9 protein-coding genes and 1 pseudogene are annotated in these 16,550 nt (G+C 56.3%); 2 read left to right on the plus strand and 8 right to left on the minus strand.

Annotated features, from left to right (window positions below; translation table 11 throughout):
• Window positions 1-435: 435 nt before the first annotated feature.
• The 4 genes from Pla52nx_RS25750 to Pla52nx_RS25765 all read right to left on the minus strand — a co-directional run bounded on the left by Pla52nx_RS25750 (window position 436) and on the right by Pla52nx_RS25765 (window position 6,141).
• On the minus strand, window positions 436-1,038 hold the full coding sequence (locus Pla52nx_RS25750; RefSeq protein WP_146518783.1) for a SpoVG family protein: 603 nt from the start codon (window positions 1,036-1,038) through the stop codon (window positions 436-438).
• A 108-nt stretch (window positions 1,039-1,146) separates the two neighbouring features.
• Window positions 1,147-2,166 (minus strand): 4-(cytidine 5'-diphospho)-2-C-methyl-D-erythritol kinase, encoded by a 1,020-nt coding sequence (ispE, locus tag Pla52nx_RS25755; RefSeq protein WP_146518784.1) that lies wholly within the window; start codon window positions 2,164-2,166, stop codon window positions 1,147-1,149.
• Window positions 2,167-2,320: 154 nt separating this feature from the next.
• Window positions 2,321-3,667: a DUF1552 domain-containing protein gene (locus tag Pla52nx_RS25760; RefSeq protein ID WP_146518785.1), complete on the minus strand. Its 1,347-nt coding sequence runs from the start codon at window positions 3,665-3,667 to the stop codon at window positions 2,321-2,323.
• Window positions 3,668-3,669: 2 nt separating this feature from the next.
• A complete protein-coding gene (locus Pla52nx_RS25765) occupies window positions 3,670-6,141 on the minus strand; it encodes a DUF1592 domain-containing protein (protein ID WP_146518786.1) in 2,472 nt (823 codons plus the stop codon).
• A gap of 493 nt (window positions 6,142-6,634) precedes the next feature.
• Here Pla52nx_RS25765 and Pla52nx_RS25770 point away from each other — a divergent pair, with 493 nt between their 5' ends.
• Entirely contained in the window at window positions 6,635-6,778 is a 144-nt protein-coding gene (locus tag Pla52nx_RS25770; RefSeq protein ID WP_197454344.1) for a hypothetical protein, read from the plus strand.
• Window positions 6,779-6,788: 10 nt separating this feature from the next.
• Here Pla52nx_RS25770 and Pla52nx_RS33050 read toward each other — a convergent pair.
• The 3 genes and pseudogenes from Pla52nx_RS33050 to thrS form a co-directional block, all read right to left on the minus strand.
• Window positions 6,789-6,956 (minus strand): annotated as a pseudogene (locus Pla52nx_RS33050) (hypothetical protein); the annotation flags it as partial.
• Window positions 6,957-7,386: 430 nt separating this feature from the next.
• Entirely contained in the window at window positions 7,387-8,310 is a 924-nt protein-coding gene (locus tag Pla52nx_RS25775; protein WP_146518787.1) for an alpha/beta hydrolase, read from the minus strand.
• Window positions 8,311-8,711: 401 nt separating this feature from the next.
• The gene (gene thrS / locus Pla52nx_RS25780; RefSeq protein WP_146518788.1) at window positions 8,712-10,916 is read right to left on the minus strand and encodes a threonine--tRNA ligase; all 2,205 of its coding nucleotides are present in this window, start codon (window positions 10,914-10,916) and stop codon (window positions 8,712-8,714) included.
• Window positions 10,917-11,290: 374 nt separating this feature from the next.
• Between thrS and Pla52nx_RS25785 the strand changes: the two genes are divergently transcribed.
• Window positions 11,291-14,182: a serine/threonine-protein kinase gene (locus Pla52nx_RS25785; protein WP_146518789.1), complete on the plus strand. Its 2,892-nt coding sequence runs from the start codon at window positions 11,291-11,293 to the stop codon at window positions 14,180-14,182.
• A 452-nt stretch (window positions 14,183-14,634) separates the two neighbouring features.
• Here Pla52nx_RS25785 and Pla52nx_RS25790 read toward each other — a convergent pair whose 3' ends face one another.
• Window positions 14,635-16,503 carry a hypothetical protein gene (locus Pla52nx_RS25790; RefSeq protein ID WP_146518790.1) on the minus strand — a complete coding sequence of 623 codons (1,869 nt, stop codon included), beginning with the start codon at window positions 16,501-16,503 and terminating at the stop codon, window positions 14,635-14,637.
• Window positions 16,504-16,550 lie beyond the last annotated feature (47 nt).

The following is a 16,550-nucleotide window of genomic DNA, read 5'->3' on the forward strand; positions in this document are numbered from 1 at the left end:
CCTGCCTTCGATTCTCTTGCCGGTAGATTCGAACTGGGTGACGCTAGCCCAGATTATTCATGCGGATGATTGATTATAGCGCAAACAGATCCTTGACAATGAGTTGTGACATCGTTGGGAAATGCAGATTGTTTTTCATAACCCGACGCGTAAGCGAGGGATACTCGGTAAATCCCTCGCTTACGCGTCGGGTTATGAATAATCGGGGCTAGGCGGTTGGCTACCTCGCTGCGCTCGTTGCGTTAGCGTCTCGGAGAGACGCTTCTACGTGACGTGGTGTATTCGGTTTCGTGCATCTTCGTCCCCCAGCCATTCTCCCCAAGATCCTGACTCGCTGGAGAAATCGACGGCATTCTGCAACGCTGCCAAAACCATTCTCGATACGACTTTGCAACACGGAACGCAGCTGTGCTTGGAATGACTGGTCATCAGCCGTTAGAAAATTCCGGCTCCGAATCCTTCATCACCGTTCCCTTCACTGCTGTCCGATTCCAACGGCGGTTGCCTCGCCCTGTCATCGGACTGCATGATCTTTTCGGTGGCCGGAGGCTGTGTGGTCTCCGATTTCGGTGGGCCGACCGACGAATGAGCCGGTTCGATGATGTGATCGACCAACGTGTCCTCGTAGTCAAAATCGTCATCGTAGCGTGACCGATAGTCGGGTTGCTCGTAACGCTTTAACTCCGCAAGAAACTCGGTAATGACGGCATTCTGAATCAACTCTCGACACTGACTGTTGATCGGATGGGCGACATCCGCGTACAGCTTCTGAGGTGAATCGAATCCGCCGTCGGCTTGGAAATCAAGCTTGTTTCCACAGTTGTTGCAGTACTGGGCACGCAAGTGATTCTTGTGATGACACCGATTGCAGTGCCCGGTCAACTTGCGACTGGGCATGGCGACGAAAGGACCGTTGGTCCCGTCAATGATTTTGAGATCGCGCACGACGAAGCAGCCGTCGATCGTGATCGAGCAAAATGCTCTCAAACGATCCTCGGAGGACTCCATCAACTTGATCCGAATTTCCGTGATCTCCACGAGCCGAACTCCCTCGCCGACAAACCCACCCGTGCAAAGTTGGCTCGTCGATCTAATGACATGGCGTCTGTGATCTTGATCAGCAATGCTCCCCAAAGGAGCAATCCCTTATGACGCGTGCCGCACCCTTGGGGCAGTCGTTGTGGTGTGTGTGGCCCAAACGAGTGCCCCCGGTTGCAACATCGCGCGTAGTCTCGCTGCGGCCCTGCGTGCCTGCCCGATCGTATCGGTAATCGCAAAGCATGCCGAACCACTTCCCGTTAATTGACACGTTTGCAATCCAGACCGCCACATCGATTCTAGCATTTCATCGATCTCAGGCCGGATTTCTCGTGCCGGCGCAGTCAGACGGTTTGTCATCTTCTCGCCAATCAATTTACGGTTTCCCGACGACAATGCTTTCAAAAACGGCTCTGGATCAATGGTTTCCGAAGGAACAGTGAGTCTTCCGTAGACCTCCGCCGTCGATAAACCATGCCGCGGGTATGCTACGACCACCGGCAAGGGTGAACGCAAGGACACGGGGTTGAGCAACTCGCCTCGGCCACGGGCGCGAGCCGCCACGGTTGATTCCGATTGTCCTGGAAGCCCGAGGAAAAACGGTACATCACTGCCAATCGTCGCCGCGATCGCGGCCAACTCCTCGACACGTTCGGCTGCGGGGCCAAGCTCCGGTTCGCACAAAAGGGATGCGCACCGAAGTGCACTGGCCGCATCGCTGCTCGCTCCACCCATCCCAGCACCCGCAGGAATGCCCTTGAACAAACGACTGTGAAATCCGCACCTGACACCAAAATGTTTGCGGAAAGCCGCCAACGCTCTGATCACCAAATTATTTTCATCGCTGGGGATCTGCGCAAGATGGGAGGACTGGGGTGATCCGGAAAGTTTTTGCGTCCAAATTTCGCTCGATGGCATCCATTGAGCTTCCATGCTCAGTTCGTCCGAAGAATCCAACCGTTGGATGAGCAGGTGATCGCGGAGATCGATTGGAACCATGACGGTATCGATCTCATGAAAGCCATCGCAGCGACGAGCGGTGATCTCGAGGAACAAGTTCAGCTTGGCAGGTGGCGACGTTTCAACAGCGGTCTGGACGTTGGTCGGAACGGTGGTTGCAAGTGGCATGACGTCGTGCTTTGAGAAGAGCAAAATCGCAGAAACCGGGAGCGTTTTCTAGCGACACTTCTCTTAGTCTACGTTTTCGACTTGGAACGTCGAGCGACAAAAACGTTTGCGACTTGGAAAGTCGAACGACTATGTGGAGACGCCCAATAATCGCTCATCCCAACTCGGTCAGTCGCCCGCTGCTATCACCGATCGATTCGGCTGGTGTACCCATCTTATCCAGCATGGACAAGAACAGGTTGCCCATCGGCACTTCTTTGCCTGGCACAATGAAACGACCTGTTTCAATCTGACCGCCAGCGCTGCCGGCGAGTACGATGGGCAAGTCATCGTGCCGGTGACGATTGCCGTCGCTGATGCCGCTGCCGTAGAGCACCATCGATTGATCGAGCAGCGACTGCTCTCCGTCTGAGATCGAATCGAGTTTTTGCAAAAAGTAAGCGAATTGCTCGATCAAGTAGTGGTCGATCTTTTGCAACTTTGCAACCGTCTCCGTTTTGTCACGATGGTGACTCATCCCGTGATGGTCATCGTTGATCCCAAGTTGCGTGTAACGACGATTGCCGCCTGCGTTGTCCAACATCAAGGTGGCAACTCGTGTGGTGTCGGTTTGAAAAGCAACCGCCATGAGATCGAACATCAGCTTGGCGTGTTGTTCGAACTGATCAATGGGGCCGAACGGGACCTCCAAATCCGGCATCGCCGCCGCGTCTTCTTTCTCGGATCGTTCAATACGTTGTTCAATTTCGCGGACCCCCGCAAAATACTCGTCGATCTTTTGCCGGTCGTTTTTGCCAAGTCGCCCCATGATCTTTTCCGCATCGCCACGAACAACGTCCAAGATGCTGCTGCGAAAACGATTGGTTTTGCGTCGCTTGGCGGAATCCCCGTCGCCAAACAGGCGTTCAAATGCCAGGCGTGGAATCGTCTCCTTGGGCATCGGCTGGTTCTCATTTCGCCAAGAGATATTGGACGAGTAGGCGCAACTGTATCCCGAGTCACAACTGCCGGCGTTGCGGCTGCCGACCAAACCGAGTTCGATCGAAGACAACCGAGTCTGTCCTGAGAGTTGTGTCGCAGCGACTTGATCGACCGAGACGCCCAGTCGGATACTGCCACTGGTCTTCAGGGGGCGTGCGGCTGTCAAAAAGGTCGATGCGCACCGCGCGTGGTCACCCGCGCCATCTTTGTACCCGCGTCCGTTGTCATGTGCCAAATCGGAGATCACATTGAGCTTGGACTTCATCGACTCCAGCGGCTGCAACGACTTCGAGAGCTGCCAGTCCTTGCCGCTGCCGGTCGGCTTCCAGTCCGGCACGATAACGCCGTTGGGGACGAATACAAATGCCATCCGAACAGGCCGTTGGATCGAATCGGCGGATGCGAATGCGCTGCGACTCAGCGGCGTCATGGCTTCCAGCAATGGCAAGCCCAATGCAACGGCGGAGCCACGCAGGATCGTTCGACGATCCATCAAGGGTTTCAGTGATCGGCTGTCCATGATCAGTTCTCCGTTGCAGGTGTTTGGAATCGAAACGGTCGACTGAGCACGACTTGCGTGATCAGGTCGACCAATCGGTGATTGTCTTCGCGTGTGTTTTCCATGATTTGGTCGATGACACATCGATCCGTGGGGGCCAGCTCGCGGCCGATGGCAAAGGTCAACAGCCGCCGGGTGAGTGTTTTGGAAAACGCGGTTTGCTCGCTCTGGCTCAACATCCGGCTGAGCTCACTCGCCGAGTTGAATTCGCGTCCATCAGGCATCTCACCGGACGAATCAATGGGGTGTCCATTCTCCATCGTCCTGAACCGGCCAATCGCATCGAACTGATCCAAACCGAACCCCAGTTGGTCCATCACTCGATGGCAAGACGCACAGGTCGGTGATTGCCGATGCAATTCCAACTGCTCTCGAAACGTTGCATCAGCCGATGCGACTTTCGCTTCGTCCAGCAATGGAACCCCGGCAGGCGGTTCCGGGGGCGGTGTTCCAAGAATATTTTCAAGGATCCATTTTCCGCGTTTGACGGGACTGGTCCGAGTCGGACTGCTGGTCAATGTCAGAATTCCGGCGTGGGCAAGCAGTCCGCGACGTGGGGTAGCGGCAAGCGAGACCCTTTGAAATCCGTCCGCATCGAAATCCAGCTCGTAGTGTTTGGCCAACTCGCGATCGACAAAGGTGTAATCCGCGGTCAGGAATTCTGAGACCGGCTTGTTTTCGTGCAACACATCCAGAAACAGCAACTCGGTTTCGCGAGCCATTGCGTTCCTGAGCGACGGTGTCAACGCAGGAAACTTCTCAGCATCCGCCGTGTGCTCCTCCAGGTTTCGCAAACCCAACCACTGGGCGGCAAACTGAGACGCCAACGCATCGGACTTTGGGTCACGCAACATGCGAGTGATCTGCGAACGCAACATCGCCTCGTCCAGACGCCCCTTGTCGGCCGCCTGCAACAGTTCGTCGTCAGGAGTGCTGCTCCACAAGAAATAAGCCAAACGTGTCGCCAACTGATGTTGCGTCAACGCGACGTCTCCGCTGTCGTCTGGTTTTGCATCGGCGGGCGGTGTCTCGACACGATATAGAAAACGTGGGGAGACGAGGATCGCCGAAATCGCGACTTGCATTCCGACATAAAACGACTCTCCTTGATCGGTCGCCATCTCGACCAACTGGGCATATGGCGCGACGTCATCGTCACTGACCGGTCCTCGGAACGCGAGTCGCATCAGTGGTTGCAGGGAGTATGCCGCCGTCTTGCTCACATCGCTGTATCGCCCTCGTCGGCGGGGAGCGACACGGCGGACCAGCTTACTTTGGAATGGCGGCAGTACATCGGGCTCGTATCGCGACGGCCCGTCGATCGAAATCGCACGAAACATGAACGGATGGTCGGACTTGTCAAAGTTGCGTTCGGGCGGAACCGGTGTGCTGAGCTTTTCCAAGACGGATTTCATTCGCTTGCCGTCCAAACGATCCAGCTCTTCGAAACGCGACTCGCCAACGACAAGCTCTCGATCGTCATGAATCACATCAAAGAACAAACGTTGCTCGCCGGCGGGCAAATCCAACTTGGCAGAGAAACTCTCTGACCCTCCGCTGCCACCGTAATACTTCAGCTCACCGGTTGCTCGCAGGATTCCTGCTGCGTCAAAGATCGCGACGGTGCGTGGCTTATCATCAGGCAACGTGTTGCCGCCACGCACAGAGATTCGATACTCGCCAGCAAAGGGCGGTTTGATGTCCAGCCAGATAAAACTTTCTTTGTCGAGAAATCGACCGTTGAAGCTGCCGACTTTGAAATTGCCGTAAACCGGTAAACGATCCGGCGCGACGTCCAGATCAAGTCGTGGCAAGGTGTCTGGATCAACGATCGCCGCGGAGGCGACTCGTTCCGCCGCCGCCATGTATTTTTCCAACAGCATCGGCGACAACGACAGCACATCGCCGTTGTTATCAAATCCCGCGCCAACTTCATCGGACGGGAAATCATCCGCAGGTTGGATGTCGATGCCGAACAGATCTCGAACCGAATGGTTGTACTCCGCTCGATTCAATCGACGCGCGGTGACCTTGCCCGATTTGGGCGTCAGATCACAACCGACGGCGTAGAGTGTCGACTCGATCGAATCCACAAACCGCTTGCGTTCGTCGATACTGGGCAGTTCGCTGTCATCGGGCGGCATCGCTCCAAAGCGAACCATTTCCAAGACGCGGGCGGTAACGGCGGTCGCATTGGAGTCCAACGTTTCGAACCCGCTCAAATCCAAACCGGCCTCCAGATTGTCCTCGCTATGACAATCGATGCAAAACTGCTGCATCAGTGGCCAGCCGGTGGCTTTCCAATTCTTCAATGCGTCCCTGCTATGGTCAGAGCTCTCATTAGACGACTCGGATGTGGCATTGGCTTGGGCAGGAGCAGCGAGATCACCCGACGGCTCGCCGGCTTGAATGCCGATGCCGAACGAAAGAATCACCGCGATCACCGTTGAGACGGCGATTCGGCGAACGCCACGTCGTGGCGCAGCGCAAACAGATGGAGAGATCCGTTGAGCGGACAAAGGCGAGTCTGCAGGTTTGAAGGCAGGACCGAAGTGTGATCAAAAGGGCGATAGAGCCCTCGCCAGAACATCAAGGTGACGTCTGACCAGCACGCATCGGCTGAAAGGGGTAGGTTTGAAATCCCATTGTAGCGCTCTGGCAAAAGGTTTCCAGCCAAGCAGCGGCAATTGGGCAAAATAGGAGGATGCTTACCAGGCTCTTATCGTCGAATCTCAGGTAAAACGCCCTGTTTATGGCATTGTTTCCAGCAAAACGCCCTTCAGAGGGGGGGCTTGGATAAGGGGAATCGGCGAAAACCGCCGCTCCGAACTACTGTCATGCATCAACTTCAACAGATGACGTGTGCACAGGGCCGGGACTTTGACGCTCCCATGACTGAATCATTGAGGCTCAGAATGGAGCGATTTTGTGTCAGGAAGAAAAAGGCAAGACAGCCAAGAAGGCTTTCTCAACATCACTTCTGATCAGCTGCAGTTGAAGCGTCGGCAGCGTAAGATTCGAGAAAGTTGCATTCGCTACATCGGTGAGTTTCAACTCGCCGCCGATCCCTGATGTGTTTCGTTTGAAAGAATCCGTGCTTGTCAAAATACTCTGGATCGATTGACACCCACTCTGTCGGGGTTAGATCGACTTCAAGGACAGGCATATTCTTTTCAAGAAGAAATCCCGCAATCATCTCACCACCGCACTTTGGGCACACGCGTTTTTTCATCGGTTCCTCCAATGACATCGTTGAATGTTTCTGGATGGGCAGCTACTCATCCACATCGTACTGATTGGCTCAAGGCTTCTCGTGCAATCAAGTATACATCACCTGCTCCGAGCTTGCCTTTGCACCCTGACTGAGCGGCTATCCATTTAGGGCGGCTGCTTCCATTTTCAAAGCAAATGAAGAGTTGGTCACTTTCCAGGATCCCCGGGATCTCATTATCGTTCTCTTTAGGAGGAACGTCTGTTCTTACGAGTCCGACGTTCTACATAGCACATTCCAACGAACACCAACGCCAGCAGAATCGTTGACTGAGGAAGTCCGAGAGGGCGTGGTAGCAGATAGAGAAAAGGAAAAACAGAATCGATCGTTCGAATGCATCCCGGAACACAAAAACTGATCACGCAGAGAAACAGCATTCGCTTGTCGATTTGAGAGGCGGGCTGGTTCATTATTCTGGTTCATTTCTCGGCGGAGCGTGTTTCTCGGTCGTGGATTCGCCAGTACGCAAGTGACGGTTGAGAAAACCCAGGACCTGCTGCCGGTATGCTTCGCGGTCATGATTCAGCAAATCAACGTGTGCCGCACCGTCGGCCAGCCAAAGACTTTTGGGTTCGGGGGCCGCCTCGAACATCGCACGCGTTTCGGATTCCGTCGTGTGTCGATCCGATGTTCCAGAGGCGATGCACACTGGGCACTCGATCTGAGAAAGGTGGTCGATGGGACGAAGATCCGATGGAGAAATCCCCAGACGCAGTTGAAGCTGAATCAACAAGAGCGATGTCGGGATTGGCGAAAGCGGCCCCAGTTTTGCGGAAACGCGATTGTCGATTGCAGCGTGTATGTTGGGATAAACCGACTCGAGCACCAGTGCGTCGAGGTCCAACGGTGAAGCCAACAAGGCCGCCGCGCCACCGAGGGAAACGCCAATCACACCGATCGGTTCGCCCGGATGTTCACGGCGAGCGTATTGAACCGCGGCGCGTACATCGTGTTGTTCCAGATGCCCAACCGTGATGACCTCGCCAAGGCTCTCGCCGTGCGATTGCAGATCAATCATCACCGTCGCGTATCCCGCGTCGTGAAGCAACCTCGCACGCTCGACCATCGACAGACGAGAACCCCGGATGCCGTGTAACAATACAACCACCCCATGACCGCGATCGGGTCGAGTGTGCCAACCAGAGATCGTCGAACCGGAATCACTGGTCAGAGCAATGGTTTTTGTGTTCCATCCAATCGGAGCATCACCGATCACACAAGGACACGGCGCCACGAGGGCGCCAGCGACGAACCAGGACACGATCAAACCACCGGCGCACAGACACGACGCAACCGTCAGTAAACGTTTGATCGTTTTTCGTGTGGGTGACATCGCTTTGTTTTTGTTCTTATCGTTTGATTGACCAGCCCAAGCGTGGGTTGGTCAAAAGTTGGCGTTGACATTGTTTTTCCAGTCCGTGTTTTTGTCCCATGCATCGCAATCAGAGTGAGCCTCAGGCGCTAGCCGTGGGCCGGCACCACAATCCGCCTCAGGCCCACGGCTAGCGCCTGAGGCTCACTGGGGGCCACCAGCTGCGCCGGGAGAGGTGACAGAAACTCGCGGAACGCCATAGTGCCACAACCCCGAATTTTGAACAGCCCAGCGTAGGCCTGGGCTGTCAAAGCATTGGTCTTGACAGGCAACTTCCATTGGCCGGTTTTGTTGCTCCATTTGGAAGATACGCCGAAGGCGTTTAACAACATAGCTCAGTGAATCGCGTGCATAATCCAGAACTAGCCTTCGTTGCCGGTAGCTCCGGTCTCGACTGCTGGGGCTGCGGAGCCCTTGACGGCTTGGCGGACGGTGCGGTCGGCAACTTCTTTTTGCAACCTTGCGATCGCCTGGGCGACCGGCATGCTGCCGAGATCGCCGTCGATGCGGTCTCGCAATGCCACGTGCCCCGTCTCGGCTTCCTTGGGTCCGACGACGGCCATGTAATTGACCAAGTCGAGTTGCGCGTTGCGAATCTTCGCTTGCACTTTGCCGCCGGTGGAGTCCACCGTCACCTTCAAACCGGCTTCGTCCAACTGACGGGCCACCGCCACTGCGTAGTCGAGCGACTTGTCGCTCAGCGGCAACACGCGGATTTGCTCGGGCGAAAGCCACATTGGGAACGCACCGGCGAAATGCTCGATCAACATGCCGGTGAATCGCTCCAACGATCCGAACGGTGCTCGGTGAATCATCACCGGGCGGTGCGCCGAGTTGTCGCTGCCGTTGTACTCCAACTTGAAACGCTCGGGCAGATTGTAGTCCAGTTGCACCGTTCCCAATTGCCACGATCGTCCGATGCAGTCCCTGACCATGAAATCGGCTTTGGGGCCGTAGAAAGCGGCTTCGCCTGGCTCCTCGTTGAACTCCAACCCCGAGTTCTCCAGCACGTTGCGTAGAGATCCTTCCGCATTGTCCCACTGTTGCTCAGAGCCGACATACTTGCTGCTATCCGGGTCACGCAATGAAAGCTGGACACGGTAGTCATCCAGTCCGACCGACTTGAGAACAAACTTGGTCAGTTCGATCGTCGCACGGAATTCATCTTCGACTTGATCGGCGGTACAGAAGATGTGCGCGTCGTCTTGGGTCAAGCCACGAACGCGGAGCATACCGTTGAGTTCACCGGTTTGCTCATGACGATAGACGGTTCCAAACTCAAATAACCGCAGGGGCAACTGGCGATAGGAACGCGGTTGAGCTTTAAAGATATGACAGTGGTGCGGGCAATTCATCGGCTTGAGCAAGTATCGCTCGTTATTGTGCTGCCATTCGTTGAGCACAGCGATCTTTTGCTCATTGGTCATCGATGGTTTGTAGTTGGGCAACTCGACACCCAAGGTCTCGACCGCCGCCATCAGTTTGTCTTCGCCATCGGCATCGATCGTGCCGGATTCCAATCGACGACTCCAGGCGTCGAGCAGTCCGCCGACCTCGCTGCCGAACAGTGGCGCGAATTGGCTGTCACGATAATAGGGAAAGTGGCCGCTGGTTTCGTACAGTTCCACGCGTCCGATGTGCGGGCTGTAGACGGGATCGTAACCTCGTGAGAGCAGTTCGGTTCGCAAAAAGTTCTCCAGGGTGACACGAACGCGAGCCCCCTTGGGTAACCACAAGCACAACCCCTGGCCGACTTCGGGATTGATCGCGAACAGCCCATGCTGCTTGCCCAGCACACGGTGGTCTCGACGCTTGGCTTCTTCGATCTGCTCGAGGTAGTCCGCCAATTCTTTCTTGTCAAAGAACGCGGTGCCGTAGAGACGTTGCAGTTGACGCCCGGAGGTATCACCTTTCCAGTGAGACCCCGCGATGCTCATCAGTTTGATCGCTTTGATCTTGCCCGCATCGGGAATGTGGGGGCCGCGGCACAAGTCCACGAATTCACCTTGGCGATAAAAGCTGACGGTGTCTTGATCGGCCAAGCCGGTGTCGATGTGCTCGACCTTGAGATCTTGGTTCAGATCGTCGCACAGTTTTCTGGCTTCGTCGCGGTCGATGACGAAACGCTCAAAGGGTTCCTTGTCCTTGATGATCTTTTTGATCTCGGCTTCGATTTTGGGAAAGTCGTCTTCGCTGATCTTTTCCGGGATGTCAAAGTCGTAGTAGAAGCCGCCTTCGGTGGTCGGGCCGAACGCCAACGAGACTCCCTCGTAAAGTCGCATCACGGCCCGAGCCATCACGTGGGCCGCCGAGTGACGCAGCACGTCCAGGGCGTCGGGGTCGCGGCTGGTCAACAATTTCAACGAGAGCGGTCCATCACCGGTGGCCAGCTCACCCAACGGACGGTCGGCATCGACGATCTTGCCATCAACTTCGGCTGCGATGACGCTGCGAGCCAAGCCTTCGCTGATCCCCTTGGCCACATCCATCGACGTGGTTTGGGCGGGGTGCTCGGCGAGGGTTCCGTCGGGCAATTGGACTTGGACGCTGGGGGCTGCGGTGCTCATGTTTTTCTGGTGTTTTGAGAGGAAATAAGTCCTGGCGCTCGGAACGATTGAGGCTGGACCAGACTCAAAGGATGATGGGGGTAACCGACTAACGTCAATCCCGATTGATTCACGTTGGAGGGCGAGGCGGAGCCGGACCTGACAACGGCCCTTGAATCTGCGGTCTCGCTAGGCCTTTTGGAGGGTAAAATAGGTCGAATGGTTCGTTTCCAGGGATCGCGACGGGCTATCACTTGCCTGGCGGGGTTTCAAGCGGGTGGGGTTTCAACGGGCATCGTTTCAACAACCAGGGTTTCAGCAGAAGGTGTTTCCGCGTGATACACTGAACGCACCGCTTTTCTTTTCCCGTTCTCTGACCAGACCTTGCTCTGCGTATGGCGTCCGCTCCTGAAACACACGAGTTCCTGGATCCTCCTAAAAATCCTGGTGACCTGGGGACGCTGGGAAAGTACCGCGTCATCGACCAGCTCGGCAAAGGAGGAATGGGGTATGTCTTTCGCGCCGAAGACTCTCGGCTGAAGCGGACCGTGGCGTTGAAGGTGATGAATCGACGGATCGCCGCAACGCCGGGGAGCCGCAAACGGTTCATCAGCGAGGCCCGTGCGATGGCCGCGGTCCACCACGATAACGTGGCGACGATCTTTGAAGTCGGGGAGCATAACGGCACGCCCTTCATGGCGATGGAAATGCTCCGCGGCGGCACACTGGAAACGATCAAGAAAGGATCGGCGTTGCCGACCTACGAAGAATTGATCGGCTACGCCCGCGACATGACGCGTGGCTTGGCCGCTGCACATGCCAACGGAATCGTCCATCGCGACATCAAGCCCGCCAACATCTGGATGGAAGAAGGCACCAAGCGGATAAAGATCCTGGACTTCGGCCTCGCCCTGGCTCACACACCCGTGGATCAACTCTCTGGTCGCGGTGCAGTGATCGGAACACCAGGCTACCTGTCGCCAGAGCAAGCCAGGAGCGAACCGGTCGACGACCGCAGCGATTTGTACAGTTTGGGCGTGGTGCTGTACGAGTTGGCCACGGGGAAGTTGCCTCTGCAGTCAAAAACCGTTGCCGAACAATTGATCGCGATCCTGGCTCATCGCCCAAGACCCGTTCGCGATTTGAATCCAGACATCCCGCAACCCTTGGCCGATCTGATCGAGCGACTGCTCGAAAAAGAACCTCGCGACCGCTACCCTTCCGCAGCGATCCTGGAAACGGAATTGGAGAAGGTCGCGGTGGAATGCGAGTCCAAATCCGAAGTCGCTCAAGCGATCAACAAACTGCAACTGGGACTTGAGCAAGTCGTCAACAAGAAAGAATCCGGTGGTTCGCTGGATGCTGGAAAGCTGGATCTGGATGCAGTCTCAACGGCGTCGCAACCCGATCCGTTTGCGGCCATGCCCGATCCGTTCGCTGCCTTGCCCGATGTGTTCGCGACAGCACCTGTCGCCGGCGGCAGCGGAGTGACCCCGGGGGCCCCTTTGGCCCAAGGGACGACTGCAGCCATGCCGAGCGGTTCGACATCCGGCATCCATCCCGCTGTGAAGCCTGGATCAGTCGCCGCGTCCGGTGCTCACCCGGTTCGTCCCACCAACCCATCATCAAAGTCCGCGACAACGCAAGGCGTTTCGTTGCTGAAGAAGTTCTTGCCTCTGATTGTGATCGCTGTCTTGGCGTTGGTCCTGATTCCTATCTTGATCTACGTTTTCACTGTAGGCGGTGAAAAAGAAAACCGGATCATCACTCAGGACGGCAGCCCCGCCGCGGTCTCGAACACGGCGAGCCAACCGACACGCCAACCAAACCCACCCAATCCGACTCCCAACGCAACGCCTAAATCACAACCACCGGCTGATTCGCAACCACGTGATCGAAATCCACGTCGAGACGGCAACAAGAATTCTCCTCCACCCGCTATCGAGATCACCGTTCCGAGTATCGACAGCGTGATCGCGCCCGGTGCGATCACCCTCATCGATCCGTCAATCCAAAACGGCTCTTTTGAACAAAACCGCCCCGGAAATCGAGGCGACGGAACCGGCTCCGTTCCCGGTTGGAACGCGATCATTCGCGGCGAGGATGCTGGGTGGCAAGAGGTTGGCAGGGAAGGAGCAAGTGAAGGAAAGGCCGCCGCGTACGTGGGCGCCGACACGGCGATCGAACTTTTCAGCGATTCGCTCAAGCGAAATGTTGCCGTCGGTGATCAGTTGCGATTGACGTACGACGTCGGAGGAATCGGCAAAGGAAGCAGTCACTACGTGGTGATCTTGGGTTTTCGCGGCGGAGGCAGCCATCGATATCGATTGGATGAATTTGACGATTCGACGGACGTATCGCAGGGGCTCCGAACAAGAGGGCACTTCTACACCGTCACCGAGAAAGAAGCCGGCAAGACACCGTTTGTCAGGTTCATCCTTTCCAATAAAGGCAAACCACGTGAGCGAGCGTTCCTGGACAACATCCAGCTCACCGCGCAGTCGGCAGAGGACGCCAGCGTCGCGTCCGCGTCGACACCTGCCCCGTCAACCATCGCGGCAAATTCGCAGACGCCGCCAATGGAATCAGAGACGCTACCGACTCAGCGCCCCGATCAGCCTGATCCGACGAATAACCCACCGTCCGATGCTCCAACCTCCAACGTGAACACTCGAAGCGTGACGATGAAAACATCGGACGAGGGCGGAGCGGACGCGACCGTCAAGAAAGGCGCGAGCGTAAAGAACCCGCTGGGCGAAAGCAATCACTTGGTCGTGCAATCACGCAACTCCGTCGAACTGCAACACATCTACTTGCGATTTAACCTCGATCCCTTGCGAGGCGGCAGTGATACCTCAGAGAATTTCGCCCAAGCCAACCGACGTCAGGGCAACAAGAAAGAAGCCGATGAGGTTCCACTGGCATCGGCGTCATTGCTGATGGAATTCAACATGCCCCAACGCCCCGTTGGCGCTACACTTCGCGTGTTCGGTTTCGACGATCCACGCAGTGACATCTGGCCCGAAGATCGTTTGGTGTGGACCAATTCGCTGTCCAACGAAGGCCTCGAAGCACTCACGCCACTGGCTGAAATCACCGTGGGATCATCCGACAGCAACGTGCTCTTGATCCAATCTCAACCATTGACGGATTTCTTATCCAAATCAAAGAACCGAACGATCACGCTGATCGTCACAGGGGAACTTGGCAACGCCGCCGTTTCCTTTGCCAGCCGAGAGAACAGCGACACTCAGCCGCCCACACTGACCGCCGACGTGATCGAGTAAACACGTAGCCGCGTCCCTTGGGTCGTGCGGAAAACAAGTGTCGCGAAATCCACGAAGCAATTATCGCTCCGCGTGGTTTTTGCAAAGAGCCAGAACACCTATTCTTCTCCACGCCCCGAAGGGGCCGAACATGAAAGCCCAGGGCAGAGCGCAGCGCCGCCCTGGGGAATGGAACACCTGCTCCTACCTTGCCCTGAAAGGGCAAAACACCGTTCTCAATCCCAAAACGTACCGTTCGTCAAACTCAATTTCGCGTCGAGAAAGACATTGTGACGCCCACTTCGGGGCTTGGTGGGGTAACGACGCACAGTAACCCAGGGCGACGCTGCGCTCTGCCCTGGGCTATTTTGTCATGTCCCTTCGGGACGGAATCGAATACGTCGCTTTGGGACGAAAATAGTACCCACCACAAGTCTCCCGAGACGCGAACTTACAAGCCTCGGCAGAGAATCTCAATTCACCGCGATCGTCAGCCAGCCGTTCTCGGCGGTGACGTATCGCGGACGATACACGCGATTGCGAATCGCGTCGTTGGTCACGGTCGGTGGAACCGTCCACGGTTGATCCATCAAGTACTCCGGAAACACATCTTCAAATCGCTTGCGGATCGTGTTCCGAATTCCGGCCTGAAAGATCTTGGAGCTTCGCGAACCGGGAAACTCGATGCTCACGTCCCCGTCTCGCTTGAGCAACACCACGCCGTCGGTCGTTTTCACGGGAATGTAATCGGCGGTGATCTCCAATGCGGGGATCCGTCCTTCAGTCGACTTCTTTCCTTGAGAAAACCGTGTGCCACGCACGCCGATGCGGATCTTTCCCTCACGGGCTTCGAACACGACCGGGCGACTGCGAGTGAAATCAATTTCAAACGGTTCCTTGGACTCCTCGTCGTCACTGTCGGCATCACGGTTGCTCGCCGCCGAGGCGTTCTTGCCCCGTCCCTCCAGCAGTTTTTGCAATTCCTTTTCTCCGATCGTTCGGCCGGACAGCACGTGTCCGATGGAATTGTCGATCAGCGATTCGTGGATTTGAACGACCGCCTCGTATCCGCCCGGCGCAGGTGGCGCCGATGTGGGTGAGGCCAACTGCCAATCATGACGCAGCATCGCATGGGCATAGACACTGTCGCTGGTGGAACCGATGTTTCGCGAGGGTGTCGGCAGATCCAAACGCAACAGCCAAGGACGCAGTTGGTCCATCGGATTGGGCAACGGCTTGGACAACGCCTGCGAAGTTTCGTCGGCAAACTGCGTTCCGACTTGGCTTTGCAGTTTTCCCAATGCGATTTGGTCAGCCTTGGGCTTTTGCTCGGCAGCCTTTTTTCTGGCGATGCGACGCACCAGACGCAACGGGTGCTCGATGGCGTTGATTTGAGTGGACAACGTTGCGGTGGTCTGGGTCGGACTTGCCACCACACCACTTTCACTGACCGTGATCGTTCGATACGAGTAAACTTGGCCCAACCCCGTGGTTCGCAAACGCACCGGGCCGTTGACGCCGGTGTTGTTGCTGGTGACCTGACCTGTCAATGCGACTTGCACGCGAACCGCACCGTCGCTGGGAATCAAACTGGCGGTCACGTTTCCCATCATGTGCGCCGTTCCGCTGATCGACGTGCCAAGGATGCATTCGCGAACCGGTCGGCTTTGGTTGATGCTTCTCTGCACCGCCCGCTGCACGAATGCTTCACCCACCATCACGTTCGCATTGGGCCTTGAGAACTGCTGACGCGCCTCTTGGAGCAGGCTGACGTCTTGGTTCATCTGTTGCAAAATGGACAAGACCAACGTCAGCCGCGCCGCGTCGTCGACCGATGGAACCGAATCGACCTCGGACCATTTTTCCGCCAAGGCCTCCAACTGACGCGTGACCAATTTGACCAACGCTTCTTTCTTGCTCAATCGATACGCATTGGCCAACCGCTCGGTCGCGTCCCGAACGCCACGCACGGCGGTGACTTCTAAACCAGGGGCGACGCCGATCGATCGGTCACGAATCTTTTGGGCGGCGGAGAGCACTCTCTTTTCGTCTTCTGCCTGCAACGCTTTGATCATCTCGGTGATCGCGAGGTAGTCCGTCCAAGCCTGGGCGTTTGATGCGTCTGCTTTTTGCTGCAGATGTTGCTGCAATTGGTACAGAGCCAGATGCAAAGCCTCTTCGGCGGCATCCTTGTCGGGAATCCGATCCGCATCCAACTGCTCGATGGACGACTTTGCGGCCTCAACCATCCGGTCACGCTGCCACTGAGACAATTGGGCAACCGCCGGCTGGCAGCACGCGACCATTCCGATTGCAACGATCGCCAGGGTAATTCGATTCATATCTATTGAGAGTCTGTAGAAAGGTCGCCCCGAGGGTGCGTCTGGGT

The organism is Stieleria varia, from assembly GCF_038443385.1.
Taxonomy (GTDB): Bacteria; Planctomycetota; Planctomycetia; order Pirellulales; family Pirellulaceae; genus Stieleria; species Stieleria varia.

Bases quoted from the DNA above. Each gene is read 5' to 3' on its own strand.
- Pla52nx_RS25785 (WP_146518789.1), top strand. From the start codon at position 11,291: ATGGCGTCCGCTCCTGAAACACACGAGTTCCTGGATCCTCCTAAAAAT.
- Pla52nx_RS25775 (WP_146518787.1), bottom strand. From the start codon at position 8,310: ATGTCACCCACACGAAAAACGATCAAACGTTTACTGACGGTTGCGTCG.
- thrS (WP_146518788.1), bottom strand. From the start codon at position 10,916: ATGAGCACCGCAGCCCCCAGCGTCCAAGTCCAATTGCCCGACGGAACC.
- ispE (WP_146518784.1), bottom strand. From the start codon at position 2,166: ATGCCACTTGCAACCACCGTTCCGACCAACGTCCAGACCGCTGTTGAA.
- Pla52nx_RS25790 (WP_146518790.1), bottom strand. From the start codon at position 16,503: ATGAATCGAATTACCCTGGCGATCGTTGCAATCGGAATGGTCGCGTGC.
- Pla52nx_RS25760 (WP_146518785.1), bottom strand. From the start codon at position 3,667: ATGGACAGCCGATCACTGAAACCCTTGATGGATCGTCGAACGATCCTG.